This is a genomic window from Amaricoccus tamworthensis, from assembly GCF_049800875.1.
GTDB lineage: Bacteria > Pseudomonadota > Alphaproteobacteria > Rhodobacterales > Rhodobacteraceae > Amaricoccus > Amaricoccus tamworthensis.
This window is the reverse complement of record NZ_JBNAFV010000020.1, coordinates 1-22,873: the sequence shown is the minus strand read 5'-3', so window position 1 is coordinate 22,873 and position 22,873 is coordinate 1. Positions and strand designations below refer to the sequence as shown.

General features: G+C 58.1%; 22 protein-coding genes. 13 read left to right on the top strand and 9 right to left on the bottom strand.

The features are described from left to right. Window positions 1–3: 3 nt before the first annotated feature. Entirely contained in the window at window positions 4–621 is a 618-nt protein-coding gene (locus tag ACP15P_RS20650; protein WP_424930377.1) for a ribonuclease T2 family protein, read from the bottom strand. 121 nt (window positions 622–742) lie between these two features. Here ACP15P_RS20650 and ACP15P_RS20645 point away from each other — a divergent pair, with 121 nt between their 5' ends. Continuing rightward, window positions 743–1,525, top strand: a complete 783-nt coding sequence (locus ACP15P_RS20645; protein ID WP_424930376.1) for a DUF1013 domain-containing protein — start codon at window positions 743–745, stop codon at window positions 1,523–1,525. 45 nt (window positions 1,526–1,570) lie between these two features. On the opposite strand, the gene ACP15P_RS20640 is transcribed toward ACP15P_RS20645, so the two are convergent. Both ACP15P_RS20640 and ACP15P_RS20635 read right to left on the bottom strand, forming a co-directional pair. Beyond that, a complete protein-coding gene (locus ACP15P_RS20640; protein WP_424930375.1) occupies window positions 1,571–2,398 on the bottom strand; it encodes an SDR family NAD(P)-dependent oxidoreductase in 828 nt (275 codons plus the stop codon). 59 nt (window positions 2,399–2,457) lie between these two features. Continuing rightward, window positions 2,458–3,636: an acetyl-CoA C-acyltransferase family protein gene (locus ACP15P_RS20635; protein WP_424930374.1), complete on the bottom strand. Its 1,179-nt coding sequence runs from the start codon at window positions 3,634–3,636 to the stop codon at window positions 2,458–2,460. A 465-nt stretch (window positions 3,637–4,101) separates the two neighbouring features. On the opposite strand from ACP15P_RS20635, the gene ACP15P_RS20630 reads away from it, so the two are divergent. Then, window positions 4,102–4,485 (top strand): hypothetical protein, encoded by a 384-nt coding sequence (locus ACP15P_RS20630; RefSeq protein ID WP_424930373.1) that lies wholly within the window; start codon window positions 4,102–4,104, stop codon window positions 4,483–4,485. A gap of 7 nt (window positions 4,486–4,492) precedes the next feature. Here the strand turns inward: ACP15P_RS20630 and ACP15P_RS20625 are convergent, their stop codons facing one another. Next, window positions 4,493–5,482 (bottom strand): glutathione S-transferase family protein, encoded by a 990-nt coding sequence (locus tag ACP15P_RS20625; RefSeq protein ID WP_424930372.1) that lies wholly within the window; start codon window positions 5,480–5,482, stop codon window positions 4,493–4,495. Window positions 5,483–5,583: 101 nt separating this feature from the next. Beyond that, entirely contained in the window at window positions 5,584–6,471 is an 888-nt protein-coding gene (locus tag ACP15P_RS20620; RefSeq protein ID WP_424930371.1) for an NAD-dependent epimerase/dehydratase family protein, read from the bottom strand. Between the two features lie 166 nt (window positions 6,472–6,637). On the opposite strand from ACP15P_RS20620, the gene ACP15P_RS20615 reads away from it, so the two are divergent. Both ACP15P_RS20615 and ACP15P_RS20610 read left to right on the top strand, forming a co-directional pair. Then, window positions 6,638–7,591 carry a YihY/virulence factor BrkB family protein gene (locus ACP15P_RS20615; RefSeq protein WP_424930370.1) on the top strand — a complete coding sequence of 318 codons (954 nt, stop codon included), beginning with the start codon at window positions 6,638–6,640 and terminating at the stop codon, window positions 7,589–7,591. 41 nt (window positions 7,592–7,632) lie between these two features. Further along, on the top strand, window positions 7,633–8,394 hold the full coding sequence (locus ACP15P_RS20610; RefSeq protein WP_424930369.1) for an ion channel: 762 nt from the start codon (window positions 7,633–7,635) through the stop codon (window positions 8,392–8,394). A 3-nt stretch (window positions 8,395–8,397) separates the two neighbouring features. Here the strand turns inward: ACP15P_RS20610 and ACP15P_RS20605 are convergent, their stop codons facing one another. From ACP15P_RS20605 to ACP15P_RS20595, 3 genes are all read right to left on the bottom strand, one after another. After that, a complete protein-coding gene (locus ACP15P_RS20605; RefSeq protein ID WP_424930368.1) occupies window positions 8,398–9,006 on the bottom strand; it encodes an exopolysaccharide biosynthesis protein in 609 nt (202 codons plus the stop codon). A 261-nt stretch (window positions 9,007–9,267) separates the two neighbouring features. Further along, a complete protein-coding gene (gene rhaI / locus ACP15P_RS20600) occupies window positions 9,268–10,542 on the bottom strand; it encodes an L-rhamnose catabolism isomerase (RefSeq protein ID WP_424930367.1) in 1,275 nt (424 codons plus the stop codon). A gap of 42 nt (window positions 10,543–10,584) precedes the next feature. Further along, complete coding sequence (locus tag ACP15P_RS20595; RefSeq protein WP_424930366.1) at window positions 10,585–12,687, bottom strand: bifunctional rhamnulose-1-phosphate aldolase/short-chain dehydrogenase; 2,103 nt, start codon at window positions 12,685–12,687, stop codon at window positions 10,585–10,587. Between the two features lie 187 nt (window positions 12,688–12,874). Between ACP15P_RS20595 and ACP15P_RS20590 the strand changes: the two genes are divergently transcribed. The 7 genes from ACP15P_RS20590 to ACP15P_RS20560 all read left to right on the top strand — a co-directional run bounded on the left by ACP15P_RS20590 (window position 12,875) and on the right by ACP15P_RS20560 (window position 19,990). Next, window positions 12,875–13,678 carry a DeoR/GlpR family DNA-binding transcription regulator gene (locus ACP15P_RS20590; RefSeq protein ID WP_424930365.1) on the top strand — a complete coding sequence of 268 codons (804 nt, stop codon included), beginning with the start codon at window positions 12,875–12,877 and terminating at the stop codon, window positions 13,676–13,678. A 38-nt stretch (window positions 13,679–13,716) separates the two neighbouring features. Beyond that, the gene (rhaS, locus tag ACP15P_RS20585; RefSeq protein WP_424930364.1) at window positions 13,717–14,712 is read left to right on the top strand and encodes a rhamnose ABC transporter substrate-binding protein; all 996 of its coding nucleotides are present in this window, start codon (window positions 13,717–13,719) and stop codon (window positions 14,710–14,712) included. Window positions 14,713–14,785: 73 nt separating this feature from the next. Continuing rightward, window positions 14,786–16,309, top strand: coding sequence for a sugar ABC transporter ATP-binding protein (locus tag ACP15P_RS20580; protein ID WP_424930363.1), 1,524 nt, complete (start codon window positions 14,786–14,788; stop codon window positions 16,307–16,309). 3 nt (window positions 16,310–16,312) lie between these two features. Beyond that, the gene (locus ACP15P_RS20575) at window positions 16,313–17,296 is read left to right on the top strand and encodes an ABC transporter permease (protein WP_424930362.1); all 984 of its coding nucleotides are present in this window, start codon (window positions 16,313–16,315) and stop codon (window positions 17,294–17,296) included. Further along, a complete protein-coding gene (locus ACP15P_RS20570) occupies window positions 17,293–18,300 on the top strand; it encodes an ABC transporter permease (protein ID WP_424930361.1) in 1,008 nt (335 codons plus the stop codon). Before ACP15P_RS20575 ends, ACP15P_RS20570 begins: the two co-directional genes overlap by 4 nt. After that, entirely contained in the window at window positions 18,297–18,614 is a 318-nt protein-coding gene (locus ACP15P_RS20565; RefSeq protein WP_424930360.1) for an L-rhamnose mutarotase, read from the top strand. The genes ACP15P_RS20570 and ACP15P_RS20565 overlap by 4 nt, the downstream gene beginning before the upstream one ends. After that, on the top strand, window positions 18,611–19,990 hold the full coding sequence (locus ACP15P_RS20560; protein WP_424930359.1) for an FGGY-family carbohydrate kinase: 1,380 nt from the start codon (window positions 18,611–18,613) through the stop codon (window positions 19,988–19,990). The genes ACP15P_RS20565 and ACP15P_RS20560 overlap by 4 nt, the downstream gene beginning before the upstream one ends. A gap of 22 nt (window positions 19,991–20,012) precedes the next feature. Here ACP15P_RS20560 and ACP15P_RS20555 read toward each other — a convergent pair whose 3' ends face one another. Beyond that, window positions 20,013–20,696, bottom strand: a complete 684-nt coding sequence (locus ACP15P_RS20555) for a GntR family transcriptional regulator (RefSeq protein ID WP_424930358.1) — start codon at window positions 20,694–20,696, stop codon at window positions 20,013–20,015. A gap of 141 nt (window positions 20,697–20,837) precedes the next feature. On the opposite strand from ACP15P_RS20555, the gene uxuA reads away from it, so the two are divergent. Beyond that, a complete protein-coding gene (gene uxuA, locus ACP15P_RS20550) occupies window positions 20,838–22,034 on the top strand; it encodes a mannonate dehydratase (protein ID WP_424930357.1) in 1,197 nt (398 codons plus the stop codon). A gap of 72 nt (window positions 22,035–22,106) precedes the next feature. Next, window positions 22,107–22,873 (top strand): IS5 family transposase gene (locus ACP15P_RS20545; RefSeq protein WP_424929249.1). Its coding sequence is split into 2 segments (ribosomal slippage): window positions 22,107–22,431 and window positions 22,431–22,873, totalling 768 coding nucleotides; the frame shifts between segments, so codons are not numbered across the junction.

Here is a 22,873-nt window from a genome sequence, read left to right as displayed (position 1 = left end):
TTTCTAAGGGATTGGAGGCAGTTCCAAATCGCCGCGATAGGAGCATGCGGACCGAAGGACATCCTGGGAGCAGTCGCGCGGACGCAGCTTAAGGTCGAGACAGATACGGACCTCACGGATCAGATCGCCGCGACAGGTGACGACCATGGAATCGTGGTTCAGGTCGTCATTTGCCTGAATAAAGGCCCGTTCCAGTTCATCAGTCGTCATTTCCGGGGACAGACCTGAGGGTTTGGAAATGGAGTTGTAGGCGTATCGGGATGCCTTAAAATAGTTCTCTGCCGAAACGCGGGAACAGCGCCCGTGTTTCTTCCACTGATACCAGGCTAGCCCGCCCGATCCCATGATATCGGCCATGGCTCCCGTTTCACTGCGGGACGGATCCCGCTCCGAGGTTTCGCAGTATTCGGGCCAGCCATCCTCGTATTGAGGCCACAAGCCGTGCAAAACGAATCCAAGATCGCGGGACGGATCGCACTGTTCCCGGTTGCGGTCCGGATCCGCCGTTTCACAGAAGCTTGGCGTCCATGTCAGGGCCATGACGAAATAGTCGTATCCCTGCGCCACAGTGGCCCGCGGAACCGCACTCAACGCGGCTGCAATCAAAAAAAACTTTAACATTGGTTTCATGACGCCTATATAGCGCGCAATACTCCCCACGAAAACCGATCTTCGCGCCAAGGCGCACCCGGGTTTCACCTAGGGGGCGCAACGCGTTTTTGATGAATGAGGAAACCGACCGATGGCACTACCATTGATGGCAAAAGCGACCGCCGTGTGGCTGGTGGACAACACAACTTTGAGCTTCAAACAGATCGCTGATTTCTGTGGTCTGCACGAGCTTGAGGTCAACGGTATTGCTGATGGAGAGGTCGCCCAGGGAATTAAGGGCTTTGACCCCATCGACAATAAACAGCTGACGGCCGACGAAATTAAACGCTGCGAGGAAAACCCCCGTGGCAAGCTGCAGTTGATGCACAACCCGGCCGCTGAAGGCGAAACAAAGCGTAAGGGTCCGCGCTACACTCCGCTTTCCAAGCGCCAGGACCGTCCCGCGGCTATTGCATGGCTGGTCAAGTTTCATCCCGAGCTGTCCGACGGTCAGATTTCCAAGCTTGTTGGCACGACGAAACCGACGATCCAGTCGATCCGTGAGCGGACGCACTGGAACATTGCCAACATCCAGCCGGTGGACCCCGTCGCACTGGGCATGTGCAAGCAGATCGAGCTTGATGCCGCGGTTGCAAAGGCCGTCAAAAAACAGGGCGCCGAGGGTGGCGTAATGTCGGATGACGAGCGCATGAAACTCGTCTCGACGGAACAGTCGCTCTCGATGGACGCCGAGCCGCGCATGCCTTCGAGCATGGCGGGTCTGGAAAACTTCACGCTGGGCAATGAGGGTGAGGAAGACGACGATGAGCGCGACGCGGCGAATGCCAAACACGACGCGGAAAGTCTCTTCAGCAATTCAGGTTTTTCCTCGGACGAGGATGAGGACGAAGATACCGACAGCCGGGCTGACTGATCCCGGTTTCAGATACACGGCCCGGCATCGTCCCGGGCCGTCCGTTCATTGGTCTCCGCTCAGTTCGACCGCCGCATCGAGGGGGTCGATCAACTCCCGTCCGCCATCAACCGTCAGAATTTGTCCTGTCGTAAACCGTGATCCCGGTGAAGCCAGGAAAACTGCGGTATGGGCCGCATCGCGATATCCGTCAGCCTGACCGAGGGGTGTTACATCGCGAATTGCGTCCTTCAGGTCATCCACTTCGGGCATGGCTATCCCTAGAGAATCCCCGAAAACGCCTCCCAGGGCCACGCAGTTGGCCCTGATACCGTGCTTGGCCAGTGTCGTCGCCATGCAGCGGGTCAACTGGTTGACCGCAGCGGAGGCGACCGAAAAGGACATGAATTCCGGCATGCTGCGCTGGGCGTAGATCGAACTGATGTTCAGGATGCACCGGTCGGAAGGGGAGGGCGTCTCCTCTTCGGCGTATTCAATCATGCGTTTCGCCACAATCTGGCTCATGCGAAGGTTGGCCGTGACGTTTTGCTGCATGATCTCGTCGAACTGGTCTTCTTTCGGGTTCAGCGGATCCCCCGACGCGATCAGCCAGGCTGCATTAACCAGAACGTGAATGTCTTCGAAGGCATCGACCGTGGCAGCCACCAAATTGGTGCGCGTCAGCTTTTCTCTCAGATCACCATGAAAGAACTGCGCCTGTCCGTCGTACCCCTCGGACTCAAGGGTTTCGACCTCCCGCTCCAGCTTGTCCTCGTCGATATCGGCCATCATGACCGAGGCGCCAGCCTGAACAAACCTGCGGGCGGTGGAAAGCCCAATGCCGTTCGCCGCACCCGTTACCACCACCGATTTTCCAGACAGAACCGTTGCCATCACTTACCCCGTAAAGTTACGCGTCCGGCCCCAGGTCGGAACCGGACGGGAGCGCTGTCCTACAGGCTTTCGATGGCGAGTGCTATGCCCTGTCCACCGCCGATGCACATTGTTACCAGCGCCTTGCCGCGGCCGATACGCTGTAACTCGTAAAGCGCCTTGATGGTGATCAGCGCTCCGGTTGCGCCAACCGGGTGACCGAGGGCAATTGCACCGCCGTTCGGGTTGACGACGTTGGGGTCGAACCCAAGTCCACGGCTAACGGCAAGGGCCTGCGCAGCGAACGCCTCATTACTCTCAATCACGGCAAAGTCACCGATCTCCAATCCGGTTCGCTTCAAAAGGCTTTCGACAGCTGGAATTGGTCCGATTCCCATCACTTCGGGTCGTACGCCAGCCAGCGCATAGCCCAGAACCCTTGCGACAGGTTTCAGGCCGGCCGAGTTCGCCGCATTGGCGGAGGCCAGAACCACCGATGCCGCGCCGTCGTTTATTCCGCTCGCGTTACCGGCGGTCACCGAACCGTCCTTCTGGAAGGCGGCGCGCAAACCGGCGAGTTTCTCAAGGCTGGTGCTCTTGGGGTGCTCGTCGACCTTAAATTCGACCATCTCCCGCTTCACTTTGACCTGAACCGGCACGATCTGGCTCTCGAACCTTCCCTCTTCAATGGCTTTTGCCGCCCGGGTCTGGGATTCCAGCGCAAACGCGTCCTGATCCTCACGACTGATATTGTGTTCATTTGCCACGTTCTCCGCCGTCACACCCATATGGCCGGTGCCGAACGGGCAACTGAGTGCGCCAACCATCATGTCGACGGCACCGGCGTCGCCCATTTTCTGACCAAATCTGGCTGCGGGCAGAATGTATGGCGAGAGCGACATGTTCTCGGCGCCACCAGCGAGGGCAAACTCTGCATCGCCAAGCTGAAGTGACTGAACCGCTGAGACGATGGCCTGCGCACCTGAACCGCAGAGCCGGTTGACGTTCATCGCCGGGACCTTGTCTGGAATGCCTGCCTCAATTGCAGCGGCGCGTGAGAGATACATGTCCCGTGGGCCGGTGTTGATGACGTGGCCGTAGACGACATTTCCGATCATACCGGGCTCAACACCCGCGCGGTTCATAGCCTCTTTCGCTGTTGTCGCCGCAAGAGAAATAGGTGGCGTCGATGAGAGGCTTCCACCAAAGGTACCAATGGCGGTTCTGGCCCCGCCCAAAATTACGATATCATCTGTCATGGTTTTCTCCCTGTAAAAAATTTAGGCCGGTTTGATTGTTCTCCACAAACTCCACATTCCTCGGTACTCCGATTTTCCTTCCGTTGCGACAGGCAAAATTCCGCCGGTTTTCTTTCACGCCCGCGTGTAAGGGACGTTCTGACGATTTTGGGGGCGGTGCAACCGGAGGAAAAAATGTGAGATTAGAGCCGAAACAGCAGCAGTTTTTACAATTTCCGTTCGGATTGAGGCTTCAAATACGCTGTGCGAGCATAAATAAGGTTTCAGGAGGCCTAAAAACAACCCGTGGTTGCATCTGCGAAGTTATCTCAAAGGTTCACCAAATTTTAGCAAAATTGGCCGTTAGTGTCAGGTACGCGAAAAGTTTGAGTTCGTGTACACTGTCAACCTATGGGAGGCGGTTTCGTGTCTCCCCGGACGCTTGTTCCGGGGTCGGCCGTTTTTGGATATGGGGCGAGCTGTTACGTGCAGATACTTGTAGTAGGGCATAATTTCGATCTGGCATGGATCTGGGCTGGTCACCTGACCCGCCAGGGTCATGATTGCACGGTCGTGTCCGAAATGTCAGCCGCGTTTGAGGCGCTGCGGGTTAATGAGTATGGCGTAATTGTCCTTGATCTGGAGATGCCGAATTTCGAGGCTCATTTTGTCGCTGATTTTGCAACCTACAGGGATCCGGACATCCCCATACTGGCCGTCACGGCCAGTGGGTTTTTCTCCGGAAGTTCGGTTTTCGAACTCCTGCCAAACGTTCGTGGCTGTCTGACGCCGACCTCACGCCTGTCGGACATGACCGCAATGGTGGAGCATTACGGGAACAGACACCTGTCGACGCGAAAGTCCGCCTGACTGTGCCTCACACCGCAGTCATGTCGTCGCGGCCATGCGGTTCATTCCAGTCCAGTTCCGGGCCGATCGGCACGATGCGGTGTGGATTGATGCTCTCGTGACTGCGGTGATAGTGCTGCACGATGTGGTCGAAATCCACCGTCCCCGCGATCCCATCCACCTGATAAAGTTCCCGCGCGTAAGCCCAGACCGAGGGATAGTCGATAAGGCGTCTCAGGTTGCATTTGAAATGACCGTGATAGACAGGGTCAAACCGAAACAGGGTTGTAACCGCGCGCCAGTCCGCCTCAGTCACCTGGTTGCCCGCCAGATAGCGTTGTCCTGAAAGCCGCTCTTCCATCCAGTCGAGGGTTTCGAACACATCGCGAACGGCACTATCATAGGCTGCCTGGCTGGTGGCGAAGCCTGACCGGTAAACGCCGTTGTTGAGGTTTGGATACACGCGGTCGTTCACCTCGTCGATTTCCGGGGCGAGTTCCTCCGGCCTGAAATCAAGAGTGTTTCCAGTAATACCGTCGAATGCCGAATTGAACATGCGAATGATTTCGGAACTCTCGTTCGATACGATCGTATTGGTTTTTTTGTCCCACAATACCGGCACGGTCACACGGGTCGTCGCGTTAGGATCCGCTTCGAGGTAGACCTCGCGAAGCAGGGATTTGCCAAGCAGCCGGTCTCCGGTTGCTCCATCAACATCGGTCTCGAAGGTCCATCCGTCCGCACCCATTAGCGGATGAACGACAGCCACTGAAATGTGGTCCTCCAGCGATTTCAGCGCACGAAAGATCAGGGTTCTGTGCGCCCATGGACAGGCTAGGGACACGTATAGATGGTATCGACCGCTTTCCGCTTTGAAACCACCATCACCCGTGGGTCCTGCCGATCCGTCCGCCGTCACCCAGTTTCTAAACCGGGATTCCTGTCGCTCAAACGCGCCATCATCCGAGGTGTCGAATTCCTTCTGTGTCAGCCATTCACCGTCGCGCAGTACGCCCATGATCGTCCTCCTGAAATCGCTGACTCTGACCTATTGAATTCAGTTCTGTGTTTAAATGGCGCGACTGGCAATTGATTGTCGCGCCATTTTCAACAGTTGAGCTATCCGTCGATATATTGCTGCCAGCCGTGCTCCGGTTGGAAGCCAAGCAGTTCTTTAGCTTTTTGGTTGGAATAGAAGGTTTCCCGTTCTTCCATTTCGCAGGCGGGAACGCCTTCATAGAAGCGGCTGATGAGCTCGGACGTGGTCTGTCCAACTGAATGATCGTCGTTGGATACATTGAAGACCTCGTATCCCAGACCGTCTGTCGCAAGGCACCGGTCCACCATTTGGCCGAGATCACGTGCGTCAATATAGGCGAAGATGTTGCGGCGCCGGAGAGACGGATCCTCCATGAATGCCGGAAACTTCTCCGAATATTCGTGAGGCTCAATCACGTTGTTGATCCGCAATCCATAAATGTCGAAACCCGACCGCCGCTGGAAACTGCGGGCCGTCACCTCGTTGACGACCTTGGACATGGCGTAACTGTCCTCGGGCACAACCGGGTGTTCCTCGTCCACGGGCAGGTATTCAGGTTTGCGCTCGCCATCGGCAAAACAGACGCCGTAAGTGGTCTCTGACGACGCGAACACGATTTTCCGCACACCAAATTTCACTGCTGCGTCAATCACGTTGTACGTGCCAATTGTATTGACGCGGTAGCACTCGTTATCCGATGTCAGCAGCAGTCTCGGGATGGCCGCGAAATGCACCACCGCATCGAAATGCGGAACACCTGTTCCCGGCTCCATCTCGTCAAACCCGGCATAGGCGCCCATCACATCGAACATCTGCCCGGCATCGGTTACGTCGGCGATACGGTTATCCACGCCGGCAAGATCCAATGGCACCCTGTCAACGTTAACGACGCGATGGCCTCTTTCCAGCAGGTATTCCACTGCATGACGTCCGGCTTTTCCAGATCCACCCGTAAATAGAACCCGCATAATCCACTCCCTCCCATATTGGTCGTTATTCATTGGCCGCGATACTAAACATTAGCGGCGCGCCCGCAACTCACCGTCGGGATGGCGCGCAGTTGTTTGCGTATCGGAACCATTGCGGCTTTTGGCAGGTTAACATTCAGGGAACAGTTAAGCCGGAGTGCAGGAATTGACGGATACGACCGCACAGCAACCCAATGATCATCAGGCATCCCGCCCGTCCTCACTGTCCATATCCGGGTGGAAAGACGTGGCGGTTCGGGTTTTGCAGGGGATCGGCAACGATCACCTCTCCATCATATCCGCTGGAGTTGCGTTTTTCGGTTTCCTCGCGATCTTCCCCGCCATAGCCGCACTAATTGCCATTTACGGGCTGATCGCCGACCCGAGCCATGTTGTCTCCAGTCTGGAAGCCGTGCAGCCCCTGCTGCCGCCCGACGTGTACCAAATGATTTCGGATCAGGTGGATGCGCTCGTTTCAGCAGGTCGAAGTGCGCTGGGGGTCACAACTCTCGTTTCGATCCTGTTTGCGTTGTGGAGTGCCCGTGCGGGCGTGACGGCGCTGATTGAGGGCTTGAACATCGTCTACAATGAACGCGATGATCGCAACATCATAGTTCAGTATCTCTTTTCTCTTGGCCTGACGCTGGTGGTCATCGTCATGGTGATTGTAGCGCTGCTTACGGTCGTTGCCATCCCCGCGACACTTCGATTTTTTGAGTTCGGCGTGACCGGTCGTGTGCTTGCGCAGGGTGCACCACTGCTAATCATGGGAATGGCCGTAACTCTTGTGATAGGAGCGGTCTATCGCTACGGTCCACACCGTTCCACAGCCCGAAAACGGTGGGTGACCTACGGCGCGGTGACCGCGACCTTCATCTGGCTTCTCATGTCCGTCGGGCTGTCGATATATATATCGCGCTTTGCTAATTTTAATCAGACCTATGGGTCGCTCGGTGCGATCGTAGGCGTGCTTTTCTGGTTTTATGCCTCAGCCTTTGCCGTTCTTATTGGTGCGGAGATCAATGCAAACCTTGAGCTCAAAACCCGTCGCGACACGACCACCGGGCCGGTACGGCCAATGGGAGAACGGGGAGCCTACGTCGCGGACAATGTGGTATGACACCGCAACCGTTCGGTAGCCGCTAACAACGGATTAAACAGGTGTTGGACAGGGTCAGACCGCTCTACGAAAACAGCACGCCGGAAGCGCGCAAATTCCGTTACGGGCTCTTGGCATTTGATGTGATTACAATCCTTTTCGTGATCGTGACTTCTTTTCTGCCGCCATCCCGAGCCATTGAAATTCTTGATGCTTTCTTTGGTGTCGTCATCCTTGCAGATTTTGCCGTGCGGGTTGGCATTGAACGGCGTAGGAAGTTGTTGCTTCTGAGGTTCACGACCTGGGCCGACATCGTTGCCATCGTGTCTTTTCTCGCGCCGATCGCCGGAGAGGGGCTGGGTTTTCTGCGAATACTGCGGACCCTGCGCCTTCTCAGGACCTACCACCTCCTGAGGGAATTGCGAAAGGACTTCCGTTATTTTCGGGAGAATGAGGAAATCATCCTCGCTTCCATCAATCTCGGTGTTTTTCTCTTCGTAATGACCGGCCTGATTTACGCGTCCCAGGCCACTACCAATCCGGACATTAACAATTACGCCGACGCGCTCTATTTCACCGTGACGACCTTAACGACGACGGGCTTTGGCGACATCATCCTCACGGGCACATGGGGACGCATGCTTGCGGTGGCCGTCATGATCTTCGGAGTAACCCTCTTCCTCAGGCTTCTTCAGGTATTGTTTCGCCCGGCGAAGGTGAGGAAAGAGTGTGAGGAATGTGGCCTTGTGCTGCACGACGCGGATGCGGTCCACTGTAAACATTGCGGAGAAACCATCCACATCGAGACCGAGGGCCACATTTAATCGTCAGCCTGGGATAACCTGTAATACCACGGCGATACCGATGCCGATGAAGCCATATGCCGCGAGGGCGAGAAGACCGTCACGCACAAGAAGCGTGAGCGACATCAGAACCACGGCCGCCCCAAGAATGGACGATGAAAAGGGCACGATCTCCAGAAGCGTCATCGACATGCCGCAGAGCATGCAGGTCAGAACGAGAACCCTGTCGAACGGCGGAGCAACGAGAAAATCAAGCCGTCGATGGGTGTGACGGTCCAGCCATTTCGCCGGTTTCGAGAGACCTTCCGCTGCCTTTTTGAGGCGTCCGGACGGAATTTTCCGGGTCTTGATCCATTCCGGCAACCAAAGGGATGTGCGTCCCATCGCCATTTGAGCCGACACCAGTGCAATCACTAGGCCACAAAAGCTGGAAAACAGTGGGATGCCTGATAGGGGCGAAACCACCGCGAGGGCAGGCGCCATCAAAACCGGCACAAATGAGGCGTGCTCCAGTTCCTCCAGGACATCCCCTAGCGTAGTTTCATCGCCCCTGGTGGCACCCCGCAATTCGTGCACGACCTCGTGCATGTCATCCGGGCCGATGGCTTCTCCCTGCTGCAGTTCGTCACCCACGTGCTGATCTCCCGTGATGTTTCTGCGAATTGCCGGCACGGAGAAAATGGACGGGTTTGGGCCGGGGTGACACTACCGTGATTGACCTTAGGTGATTGAGGTGTGGTTTTTTCATGCTGAATCAACACTACTCGCTGGGTTTGGTTCCCCGTTGTGCCGCCCAATCCACGAGTGCGAACCCTCTTCCGAAATTCGCGGATGGACGGGAGTTCACAGTCTTCCAATCTCAGGCTGCTACCTGACCCAACCCGTTCTGAATCGTCAGACGATCCCGCCGCCCGCGCCGCTGACTGCCGGACGTTCACCCGCAACCTTCGCGCGATACCCGGAGGCCCGGTAGGTTGCGACCGGGTCAATCGCCCCGCCGTTTTCAATCCGTGCCATTGCGAGAATGGGCTCGACATCTGTCCGGAACCCACGTTTGAGCGTCGTCGTCGCCATCAGTGCGTCGTTCTCTTCCTGGAAGTCATTCAACGCGTTTCGGTCAACCAGCAGAGCCTGGGCATAGGCGCGCTGCACCTCCATCGCGGAAACCATAAGGCTTTCGATCGGATCGGTCACGTTATGGCTCTGGTCGAGCATGTGCATCGGAGCAAAGTCCGGATCGGCCTCCGCCTCGACCAACTCATTGAACACCAGAAACAACCGATAGGGATCGATGCTGCCGGTATCGAGGTCGTCGTCTCCGTACTTGCTGTCATTGAAATGGAAGCCGCCCAGCTTGCCGAACTGGTTCAGCCGCGCCACAATCATTTCAATGTTCACGTTCGGAGCATGATGCCCAAGGTCTACAAGGCACTTCGCTTTCTCCCCAAGCTGCTGCGCAATCAGGAGGTTTGTGCCCCAATCCTGGACCACGGTCGAATAGAATGCAGGCTCATACATCTTGTGCTCAGTCAGCAGCGTCCAGTCATCGGGGAGCGCCGCATAGACCTGCCCCGCAGCCTCCAGATACCGCTCAAATTGTCGCGTGAAATTCGCCTGCCCCGGAAAGTTCGATCCGTCCCCAACCCATATTGTTAGAGCTGTCGACCCAATTTCTTGGCCCAGCGCAATGCAAGCCAGATTGTGCTCCACTGCCTGGGCCCGGGTCGCAGCATCCGTGTGAGACAGGGAGCCGAACTTGTAGCTCAGTGCCTGTCCCTCCTGGTCCTGGAAGGTGTTGGAGTTCATCGCGTCGAACGCCAGCCCAGTTTCCTCCGCCTTCGCCACAAGATCAGCTGCCGGCGCGACGTCCCATGGAATGTGCAGTGAAACTGCCGGGGTGGCGCGTGTCAGCTGCTGAATGACACCACAGTCGTCCAGCTTGTCGAAGATACCGCGCGGTTCGCCGGCGCCTGGAAAGCGGGCAAAACGCGTGCCACCTGTGCCAACGCCCCAACTCGGAATGGCAACGCCATATCCGGCGACTTTTGCCTTAACTTCGCCGATATCGATGCCGCGCCGGTCCAAATGTTCCCCAAGCGCGTCATAATCCGCCTGCAGGCTCGCCTTTGCGCGGTCGTTCTCACCTGCGACGATATCTCCACCAATCATGTCGGTGCCTCCCATTTTAATTTTTTTTCTTCGACCGTAGATTTAGCGCGTAAACGCCTGCACATTGCCCGCATCCACGTTCAGAATGTTGCCGGTCGACTTGGCTGAAAGGTCCGACGCGAGAAAATATGCGGCCTCCGCGATATCCTCAGGCAGCACTGAGCGCTTCAGCATCGAACGCTCGCGGTAATGCGCTTCAAGGCCTTGCTTGTCCTTACCATAAGTTGCGGCACGCTCCTTCAGCCAGTCGCCTGACCAGATCTTCGAGCCGCGCAATACCGCATCCGGATTGACCACATTCACGCGAATACCGTGTGGCGCGCCTTCCAGCGCGAGGCACCGTGCCAGATGAATCTCCGACGCTTTTGCGGTACAGTAGGCCGACGCATTCGGTGACGCGGCCAAGCCGTTTTTCGAGGCCACAAACACAATGGACCCGCCCATGTCCTGAACCTTCATCACCCTGAAGGCTTCCCGGCTCACAAGGAAATACCCGGTCGACAGGATGTCCATGTTTTTGTTCCACAGATCAAGGCTGGTGTCCTCAATCGGTGCCGAACTTGCGATACCCGCGTTCGACACCAGCAGATCGACACCACCAAATTCTACGGACGTTCTGGCAAATGCCGCCGACACCGCGGCCTCATCGGTCACATCCATAACGACGGTGCGTACAACATCTGACGAATACCGGCCGGCGAGGTTTTTCTCGGTCTCTCCAATCGCCTCGGCGTCTATGTCAGCCAGCATCACGCAGGCACCTTCACGCAAGTACCGTTCCGCCGTGGCTGAGCCAATGCCCCCCGCGCCGCCTGTTATCAGCGCAACACGCCCGGCCATGGTTTTAGGCTTTGGCATCCTTTGGAGTTTGGCCTCCTCCAAAAGCCAGTATTCGATATCAAACGCTTCCTGCTCAGGCAGACCCTGGTATTCGGATACCGCATCTGCGCCGCGCATCACGTTAATCGCGTTTACGTAGAACTCGCCTGAAATTCGTGCCGTCGCCTTGTCCTTGGCAAATGTGATCATGCCCACGCCGGGCACCAAGTACACAACTGCGTTCGGGTCGCGGATCGCCGGGCTGTCATTGTGTTTGCAGCGTTCGTAATACGCTTTGTATCCTTCCCGATACTCCGCTACCGATCCGGTCAAACCGCCCAGCGTCGCGTCTAAATCCGGGTTGGCGGGGTCAAAGTCCACCACCAGCGGGCGGATCTTGGTGCGCAGAAAATGGTCGGGACAGGACGTGCCGAGCGCGGCCAGCCGCGTCATGTCCTTCGCGTTTACAAACTCCAAAACCGCGTCGCTGTCGGTGAAATGCCCGACCATGTGCTGCTGGTCGGAAACCATGCCCCGGATTGCTGGCATCAGGCGTCCGGCCACTTCCCGACGCTGTTCCGCTCCAAGGCTTTCATGTTTGGCACCACCAAACGCGGATTTGCCCGCGGTGCGCTCGGCAAACCAGTCCATCGCTTTCTGAATGATCTCGAGTGTCAGCGCGTAGCACGCCTCCGCATCGTCGTCCCAGGTAAACAGACCGTGACTCTCCAGAACCACACCCTTCGTGTTCGGGTTTTCCTCGCAGAAGTTAGACAGCCACAGCCCCAGTTCGAAACCCGGCCGCTTCCATGGCAGCCAGCCGATATCGTCCCCAAAAACCTCCTGCGTCAGCGCCCTGCTGTCCCTGGCCGCAGCAATTGCAATGATTGCGTCGGGATGCATGTGATCCACATGCTTGCGCGGCACATAGGCATGTAGCGGCGTGTCGATGGACGCCGCGCGCGGGTTCAGGTTGAAGGTGCAGTGGGGCAGGTAGCCCACCATCTCGTCCTCATACTCCACGCCCCGGTAAATCCCGCGCAGGGCGTTCAGCTTGTCCATATAGAGCGTGGCGAATCCGTCCATTTTGATGGACCCGACATCGCCTCCGGACCCTTTTACCCAGAGTACCTCGACAGTGTCGCCGGTGAGCGGATCTTTCTCCATCACCTTGGCCGAAGTGTTGCCGCCACCGTAGTTCGTGATTCTCTTGTCCGATCCCAAGAGGTTTGACCGGTAGAGCAGCTTTTCCGCTTCGCCCATTCCGGCGGCGCGTGCGCTGTCCCATTTTTTTTCAAGAGGTTGTTGGGAAGCTGTAAGGCTCATCGGTGACTCCATTTCAGGATATTATGAGGGCGTTTCCGTGCGTGAAACTGTCGGAGGTGCCTCTCGAAGTCAATCATTTTCAGTCACAATTGCTCACTAATGCGGTTTTTTGACGGTTTGTGACAAAAGTTGATTGACAGCTGCGGGCGGTTTGGGTCACCCTCCGGGCAACGAAATGGGAGGAACCATGCACGAAAAGGACCGGCATCGCGTCATACTGTCGACCGTTCAGGGGCGGTCTCTGGTCACGGTGGCCGACCTTTGTGCCCTAACCGGTGCGTCCGAGGCGACGATCCGGCGAGACATCGCCACTCTGGACCGGCAAAAGCGCCTGCGCCGCGTTCGGGGCGGGGCCGAGCCGGTAAAGCCCACTCCGTTTGTCGGGCTGGCAGGCCGTCCTTTCTCCTACAACGAAACCATCAACATCGCTGAGAAGCAGGCAATTGCCGCTGCTGCAGCCGAGCTTTGCAACGATGGTGAGCCCATTATCATCAACGGCGGTACAACCACCTTTCAGATGGTCCACCTGTTGGCTTCGCGTCAGATGCAGGTGTTTACCAACTCCTTTCCCATCGCCGAACACCTGATGAAGAACAGTCGGAACTCGGTCGTTCTTCCTGGCGGCGCAATCTATCGCGAACAGAACATCATCCTGTCGCCGTTCGAAAACGATGTGGCGCGCAACTTCTATGCCAGACGCATGTTCATGGGCGCGCAGGGTATCGGCCCTATGGGCCTGATGGAACAGGACCCGCTGCTTATTCAGGCTGAACAGAAACTGGTGGGCCAGGCGGATGAACTGATCGTTCTGGTCGACAGCTCCAAATTCAGGAATCGTTCCAGTCTGATCCTTTGTCCACTTGAACGGATCGACACCATCATTACGGACGAGGGCATCGACGACCGTACGGCCTCAATGCTCGAATCCGCTGAAATAACGCTCGTCGTTGTCCCGGCGAGTGCGTCCAAAAAGGAAGACGCGGTCTCCTGAGCCGCGGAATAAACCCAAACCACTCCAGGGAGGAAACCATGAGTGTAGTTAAGAAAATGCTGGCGTCGGTCGCGCTTTCCGCGGCAATGATCGCGTCGCCCGTAATGGCCCAGGACAATGTTCGCATTGCACTGGTCGCAAAGGCGTTGGGCATTGGCTTTTTCGAGGCGGCCGCTAAAGGTGCCGAAGAGGCCGCCGCCGAAATCGGCAACGTCGAAATCATCTATACCGGCCCAACCGACACCACGGCCGAGGGTCAGATCGAAGTGATCAACTCCCTCATCGCCCAGAATGTCGATGCGATCGCCATCTCGGCCAACGACACTGACGCGCTTGTTCCAGCCCTCAAAAAGGCCATGAACCGTGGCATTACCGTCATCAGCTGGGACAGCGGCGTGGCCCCGGAAGGGCGTCAGCTTCACCTCGCTCCGTCTTCGAACTCGCTGATTGGCAACATGATCATCAAACTCGCCGCCGACCATCTGCCTGAAGGCGGCGAAGTCGCTGTGCTGTCCGCCACAACAACTTCAACCAACCAGAACACCTGGATTGACGAGATGAACAAGGTGATGGGCGACTATCCCGGCATCGACGTGGTGGCGACGGTTTACGGTGATGACCTCGCCGACAAGTCCTACCGTGAGGCAACCGGCCTGATGCAGACCTATCCCGACCTCGACGCCATCATCGCACCAACATCCGTCGGCATCGTTGCCGCAGCCCAGGCCGTGGTAGATGCCGGCAAGGTCGGTGAGGTCAACGTGACCGGACTTGGTCTGCCATCCGAGATGGCCGGCGCAATTGAATCCGGTGCCTCGAAGTCCTTCGCGATCTGGAACCCGATCGATCTCGGTTATTCCGCGGCAACCCTGGCCTACGAACTCGCGGCAAACGGTGTCGAAGCTGGTCCGGGCGCCGAAATTCCCATGGGTCGTATGGGTACCCTGACGCTGGACGAAAACTCCGAAGGCGCAATGGCCGATCCCTTCATCTACGATGAGACCAATATCGACGAGTTCAAGTCGATCTTCTGATCTTCCCCGTCCGGTCCGGTGCCACCGCGCACCGGGCCAAACAGATCCAACCCATTTGATGGAAGCCGGAACAATGGCCGAGCGTACTGCGCCCGTCGTATCGATGGACGCCATCACCAAAACCTTCCCCGGCGTCAGGGCGCTGGATGCGGTCCGGCTCGACCTCCACGCCGGTGAGGTCACCGCGCTCGTCGGTGAAAACGGCGCGGGCAAGTCCACAACCGTAAAAATCCTGACCGGCATCTACCGGCCTGACGGCGGCACCATCCGGATTGACGGCGAACCGGTCACCTTCGACGGCGTCAACGCCGCCTCAGACGCAGGCATCACGGCCATCCACCAGGAAACCGTTCTGTTTGACGAATTGTCCGTTGCTGAAAATATCTTCATCGGCCACGCCCCCCGCACACCGCTCGGCTTTATAGACCGCGCTGAAATGCAGCGCGAGGCCGTTAAACTGCTTCAAAGCATTGGCGCACCCTTTGACCCCCGAACCCGCCTTAAAGACCTCGGCATCGCCAACCGCCATCTCGTCGCCATCGCCCGCGCATTGTCCGTGGACGCCCGAGTGGTCATCATGGATGAGCCGACCGCCGCCCTCTCGCAAAAGGAAATCACCGAGCTTTACGAGTTGATTGAAACCCTGAAATCCCAGGGCAAGGCCATCCTTTTCATCAGCCACAAGTTTGACGAGATATTTCGTATCGCTGACCGCTACACCGTTTTCCGGGACGGTGCATTTGTAGGCGACGGACGTATTGCTGACATCAAAGAGGACGACCTGGTCCGCATGATGGTTGGCCGTTCCATCTATCACATCTTCCCCGAACGAAACTCCACCGCGACGGAGGAGGTGCTTCAGGTTACCGGCTACAACCACCCAACCGAATTCGCGGACATCAATTTCACGCTCAGGCGCGGCGAGATCCTCGGGTTCTATGGTCTCGTTGGGGCAGGGCGCTCGGAGTTCATGCAGTCCCTAATTGGCATCACCAAACCCTCCAAGGGCGTCTGCAAAATCAACGGCAAGATCCGCGTCATCCGCTCCCCCGCGGATGCGGTATCAAACGGCATCGTTTATGTTCCCGAGGATCGCGGCAAACAGGGTGCCATTATTGGCCTGCCCATTTTCCAGAATGTGACCCTGCCATCCATCTCCCGGACGTCGCGAAACGGGTTTTTGCGACTGGCGGAGGAATTTGCGTTGGCCCGCGAATACACCAGCCGGCTGGATCTACGTGCGGCTTCCCTGGATCAGGACGTGGGCAATCTTTCAGGTGGCAATCAACAGAAGGTTGTCATTGCCAAGTGGCTCGCCACGAAACCCCAGGTTATCATTCTCGACGAACCGACCAAGGGCATCGACATTGGCTCCAAAGCCGCCGTGCACGAATTCATGGCCGAACTGGCGGCCGAGGGGCTTTCGGTCATTATGGTCAGTTCGGAAATTCCGGAAGTCATCGGAATGTCAGACCGGGCCATCGTCATGCGCGATGGACGCATCGTTGCAGAGCTTGAGGATGATGACCTCACGCCTGAAACCCTCGTACGTCATGCCGCCGGCATTTCCACAGAACCGCAGCTGGAAAGGGCCTGAGCCATGATCCTGCGCATCATCCCCGTCCGTGAGTTCATTCTCGCCGCGGCCATCTTTCTCCTGCTTTTGCTCATCTCCACCCGGCACGCGGCGTTTATCTCGCCCTCGAATCTGGCCAACGTGTTCAATGATACTGCGCCTTTGATGATCCTGGCCCTGGGTCAGATGGTTGTGATCCTGACCCGATGCATCGACCTCTCAGTTGCCGCCAACCTTGCACTCACAGGCATGGTCGTGGCGATGCTCAATGTTGCCGTGCCGGGGCTGCCCATCCCGCTAATTGTGATGATCGCCATCTCTCTTGGGGCCATCATGGGAGCGTTCAACGGCATTCTCGTCTGGAAACTCGCAATTCCGCCCATTGTGGTCACACTCGGGACCATGACCATATTCCGCGGCATCATCTTCCTGATTTCCGACGGCAAATGGATTAACGCGCACGAAATGAGCGAGTCCTTCACTGCCTTTCCGCGTGCTGAAATCATCGGCCTTCCCGTCCTCTCATGGGTCGCGGTTGTAGCAGTTGCGGTTTTCGGCCTGATGATGTCTCGCACTCCGCTGGGCCGGTCGATCTTCGCAGTCGGTGGGAATCCACACGCAGCCGTCTACACCGGCATCAATGTCGGCAAGGTGCAGTTTTTGGCCTTCGTCCTTTCTGGCGCCCTCGCGGGCCTTACCGGCTATCTCTGGGTCGCACGGTATGCCGTGGCCTATGTGGATATTGCTGGGGGTTTTGAGCTTGAGGTTGTCGCGGCCTGCGTCATCGGCGGTATCTCCATTGCGGGTGGCGTCGGTACGGTTGCAGGAGCAGTCCTTGGTGCGCTTTTTCTTGGCGTCGTCAAAAACGCACTGCCCGTGGTGGATATTTCGCCTTTCTGGCAACTCGCGATCTCCGGCAGCGCCATCCTGATCGCCGTTGCCTTCAATGCCCGCGCCGGCAAAACCCGGGGCCGCATCATCCTTAAATCAGCGGAGCACACGTCATGACCGACACCGCCGCGCAGCCCCGCCATATCCCGGACCGCCTCCATGGCAGCCTCCACCGAACCCTGCGCAGTTGGGAGGCCCTGCTGCTCCTGGTGGCCGTGGCGATTTTCATTCTCAACAGCTTTGCCTCGCCCTACTTCCTCAACGCCTGGAACCTCAGCGACGCGACCTTCAACTTTACCGAGAAGGCCATGATCGCCTTCGCCATGGCGCTTCTGATAATCTCAGGCGAGATCGACCTTTCCGTCGCGTCCATCATCGCGTTGACCTCGACTGCGATGGGCCTCGCCCTGCAATACGGAGTAGGCACACCGGAACTGGTCATCGTCGGTCTCACGGTGGGCCTGCTTTGTGGCGCCTTCAACGCGGTTTTTGTCACAATCCTTGGGCTGCCCTCCATTGTGGTGACCATTGGCACAATGAGCCTTTTCCGTGGCATCAGTTACATCATCTTGGGCGACGGTGCCTTCCGCGGCTACCCGGACAGTTTTTCATGGTTCGGGCAGGGCTATGTCTGGTGGGTGATCACCGTTGAAATGGTGCTTTTCGCAATAATCGCAATTATCTACGGTATCCTCCTGCACAAAACGAATTTCGGCCGTGCGGTCTATGCCATCGGCAACAATCCCACCGGCGCACTTTTCTCCGGCATCCGTGTCCAGCGCGTGAAGTTTATGCTCTTCCTGTTGACCGGCCTCATGTCCGGCGTCGCTGCCATCTGCCTGACCTCACGTCTGGGGTCCACGAGGCCGTCCATTGCTCAGGGCATGGAGCTTGAGGTCGTGACCATGGTGGTTCTCGGAGGTGTCAACATCCTCGGTGGTTCCGGTTCAATCCCTGGCGTGGTCATTGCCGCTTTCGTCATGGGCCTTGTAACGTTCGGTCTCGGTCTCCTGAACGTGCCGGGCATCGTCATGTCCATTTTTATTGGTCTTCTGCTGATTGGTGTCATCGCGATCCCCCGCATCGCGGGCATGATTGCAAACAAACGGAGCCGCCCATGACCGAACGGCATGTCTTCCGTATGCGCCTCAACCCCGGGTGCCGGGAAGAATACCAACGCCGCCACGATGAGATCTGGCCCGAACTCGTCGAGCTGCTGCACGAGGCGGGCCTCAGCGATTATTCGATCCACTTCGACGAGGAAACCAACCTGCTGATTGGTGTGCTGATCCGCAGCGATGGTCATACTATGGACGACCTGCCAAACCACCCCGTTATGAAGAAATGGTGGGCGCAATTGGCCGACGTTACGGAAACAGCGCCGAACAACGAGCCGGTCGCAGTGGCACTGCCACGTGTATTTCACATGCCATGACTGCGCCGCGCCACATTGCCGTCATCGACATCGGCAAAACCAATGCCAAGCTCGCTTTGGTGGACCTCCCGACCTTGACCGAAATAGCCGTAGTCACCCGGCCCAATCACGTGCTGCCCGGACCGCCGTGGCCCCATTTCGATACGGAGGGCACCTGGAACTTCCTGCTCGATGGCCTTCGGCAGTTCCACCGCGGCCACCGTGTCGATGCCATTTCCGCCACCACCCACGGCGCGAGTGCGGCTCTCCTTGGTCCGGACGGCAATCTGGCTGCCCCGATTCTGGACTACGAACATGACGGACCCGGCACCTGCGCGGACGTCTATGACGCCATCCGCCCGCCTTTCGTTCAAACCGGTTCCCCGCGTTTGACCAACGGCCTGAATGTTGGTGCGCAGCTTCACTGGCAGTTCCTGGTGGACCCGTCGCTCCACGCCCGCACCGCCCATATCCTGACCTACCCACAGTACTGGACCCACCGTCTCACCGGTGTGATCGCCAGCGACGTGACCTCAATGGGCTGCCACACGGACCTTTGGGTTCCCCGCGACGGCCATCTCTCGGCTCTGATCGATACGCTGGACATTTCAGGGAAGATAGCACCCGTGCGAAAATCCACGGATATTCTCGGTCCGATCCTGCCTGACATTGCGGCCGCAACCGGCCTTGCGCAGGATACACCCGTCGCCTGCGGTATCCACGACTCCAACGCGTCTCTCTATCCACACATCCTTGGTCAGCAGGGGGCATTTTCCGTCGTCTCCACCGGCACCTGGGTCATAGTCATGGCCATGGGAGGACGGGACGTTACCCTTGATCCCGCCCGCGACACCCTCATGAACGTCAATGCCCGTGGTGAGGCAGTACCTTCGGCCCGTTTCATGGGGGGGCGTGAGTTCGAACTGATTCAACAGGGTCACCCCTTCAGCATCAGCACCGAAGACGTCAATTCCGTCCTTGTGGACAGCCTCATGCTGCTGCCTGCCGTCGAGTCCTCGACCGGCCCATTCCAGGGGCATCCAATGCGCTGGGCGGGTGGAACTGAACCCGAGACCGGCTCCGGCCGACGCGCGCTTGCCCTGTCCTGGTATCTCGCCCTGATGACCGGGACCTGTCTCGATCTCACCGGCGCAAACGGCCCCACGATCGTTGAAGGCCCTTTCGCTCAAAACCCATGGTACCTCACGATGCTTGCCGCCGCCACGGGACGCCCCGTCCGTGCCAGTCGTTCGGCTACCGGCACCAGCTTCGGTGCCGCACTCCTGTTTGGCGCAACTGACGCACTTGCGAAGCCCGAAGAGGTCGCCCCGGCCCTCAACGCGATTGCACTCGCCAACTATGCCCGCGAGTGGCGCGCGGCGCTGGGCCTGGAGTAAACGCGGTCTCGGCGGGCCGGGCTCACGGAACGAAGAATTCCGCGTTCCGCTCCGCAATTTTGGGAAGATCATCCAACACCATGCGCAGATGTTCGCGCATGATCTTTTCCGCCTCTTTAGCATTGCCCGCTTGTATGGCCCGGATGATGGCTCCGTGCTGTTCGATTAGCGCCGCCGTTGGAAACCTTTGCAGACTGAGATACCGCACGCGGTCGAGTTGAACCTTTTGTGCCTCGACGACACTCCAGGCATGACTGCGGCCAATGCCCTCGGCCAGAAACCGGTGAAATGCGTCATCCAGCGCCATGAACTCATTCTGATCGGTGGCGTTCTCCTGCTCGGTCAACATACCGTCGAGGACGTCCTTCTGTTCATTCGTAAAAAGTATTGCGGCAAGCCTGACCACATCGGCCTCCACCGCTTCGCGGACAAACCGCACATTCTCAACTTTTTCACGCGATATGCGCGGCACAACGCTGCCCCGTTGAGGCCGGATCTCCAGCAGGCCCTCATCGGCGAGCTTGATGAACACCTCACGCACCGGTTGCCTGCTCACACCAAACCGCGCCGCAATCCCGGATTCCGAGAGCCGAGCTCCCGGCTCAAGATCGCCCCGCACGATTCGCGCCCGCAGAAGGGCATGAATTTGCGGCCCAATCGATTGTCCTGCGTCGAGGCGGTTTTCGTCGCCAGCCAATTCCAGCATCCGCACGTCCCTTCAGAAAATTCAAAAACCCAGCTACCATACTAGTCAGCGGTGCGCCCATTTCCTATAAAGCCTGAGTGGGCAATGAAAAGCACGGTGGCCCCCGAAGGATACCGTGCCAAAGGTGGAGGAAACAAATCAATGCAGGAAAGCTGGCGGTGGTTCGGGCCGAAAGATCCGATCTCGATTTCCGAAGTTCAGCAGACGGGTATTTCCGGCGTTGTAACTGCGCTTCATCACGTTCCCCCCGGTCAACTGTGGACACCGGAGGATATCGTGGAGCGTCAGCGTGTCATTGAAAACGGGCCTGATGGCCCGACAGGTCTCGCCTGGAATGTTGTCGAAAGCCTCCCCGTTTCAGAGGACATCAAGCGTCAAACAGGCCCGTGGCGCGATCACGTCGCCACCTGGATCGAGAGCATGCGAAACGTTGCCGCCGCTGGGATCGAAATCATTTGCTACAATTTCATGCCCGTTCTCGACTGGACCCGGACGGATCTGGACTGGGCTCTTTCCGGCGGGGCCACCTGCATGCGGTTCGAACTGATCGACTTCGCCGCGTTCGATCTGCACATTCTAAAACGCGAGGGTGCGGATTTTACGCCGGAAGTCACGGAGGCCGCCGGCACACGGGCGGCGGAACTCACGGATCAGCAGAAAGCGGACCTGACCCGCAACATCGTTTTTGGCCTGCCTGGTGCCGCGGACAACATGACCCTCGATGACGTCAAGGCGCATCTCGCTGCCTATGATCGTATCAGCCCCGAGCGTCTTCGCCAGAATATGATCGATTTCCTCTCCGAAGTCGCACCCGTGGCTCAGGAGCTTGGCGTCCGCCTCTGCTGTCATCCGGACGATCCCCCGTTCCCGCTGCTGGGCCTTCCCCGCGTCATGTCGACTGAAGCGGATTATGCGGCCATCATGGAAGCTGTGGACACCCCCGCCAACGGTATCACCCTTTGCTCCGGCTCGCTCGGCGCCCGGGAGGACAACGACCTTCCCGGCATGATGACCCGTCTCGGCGACCGTGTGAACTTCATCCATCTGCGCAATGTCCATCGTGAAACGCCTGGTCGCCCCTGCACCTTCCACGAAAGCGGTCATATTGACGGTGACGTCGACATGGTCGCTCTCATCGCCGCCATCCGGGCAGAGGAAAAACGCAGGCGCGATGCGGGCCGTGCGGACCACGACATCCCGTTCCGTCCCGATCATGGCCTGCACATGTCCGATGACCGTGCCCGCCAGGGACAACCAGGCTACCCGCTGGTCGGTCGCCACGTCGGTCTCGCGGAACTGCGCGGCATCGCGAAAGCACTGGAGGCGACCGGCGCCTAGGCTCTGTACTCATAAACAGGATTCTCATCGGGCTTTGGGTGTGATTCACTTCTTCAAAACGGAGGTTGGATCATGGCGCGGTTTGATTTGAGCGATGTGGAGTGGCGGATCATCGAACCGCTCTTACCGGACAAGCCTCGCGGGGTGGCGCGGGTGGATGACCGGCGTGTATTGAACGGGATATTCCACATCCTGCGCACCGGTTCGCCCTGGCGCGATCTGCCCGAGCGATACGGCCCCTACACCACAGTCTACAACCGCTTCAACCGCTGGGCCAAGGCTGGCGTTTGGGTCAATGTCTTCAATACCTTGGCGGCGCAGTCCCCAGAATCCATGGCTTTCATCGACAGCTCCATCATCCGGGCCCACCAGCACGCGGCGGGCGCAAAAAAGGGGGCGCGGATCACGCCATTGGCCGCTCTCGTGGCGGACTGAGCACCAAGATCAACGCGGTCGTGGACGAGGCGGGTCTGCCGATCCGGCTGTCGATTAGTCCCGGTCAGGCCAGCGACAAGGCGGCGGCCCCTGCCTTGATCGACAGCCTCACGCGAACGGATCATGTCGTGGCCGACCGCGGCTATGACGCGATGGCACTGATCGCGCGGATCGAGGCGCGCGGCGCCGCTGCCCACATTCCGACCCAACGCGACCGAAAGGTCCAGCGATCCGTCGACCGCGCGATCTATCGGCAACGGAACCTGGTGGAGCGATACTTCAACAAGCTCAAGCACTTCCGCCGCATCGCCACCCGTTTCGAGAAACTCGCAGTCACCTATCTCGCGGCCGTCGCCCTTGCTTCAGCCAGACTTTGGACAAGAACTTATGAGTCCACTACATAG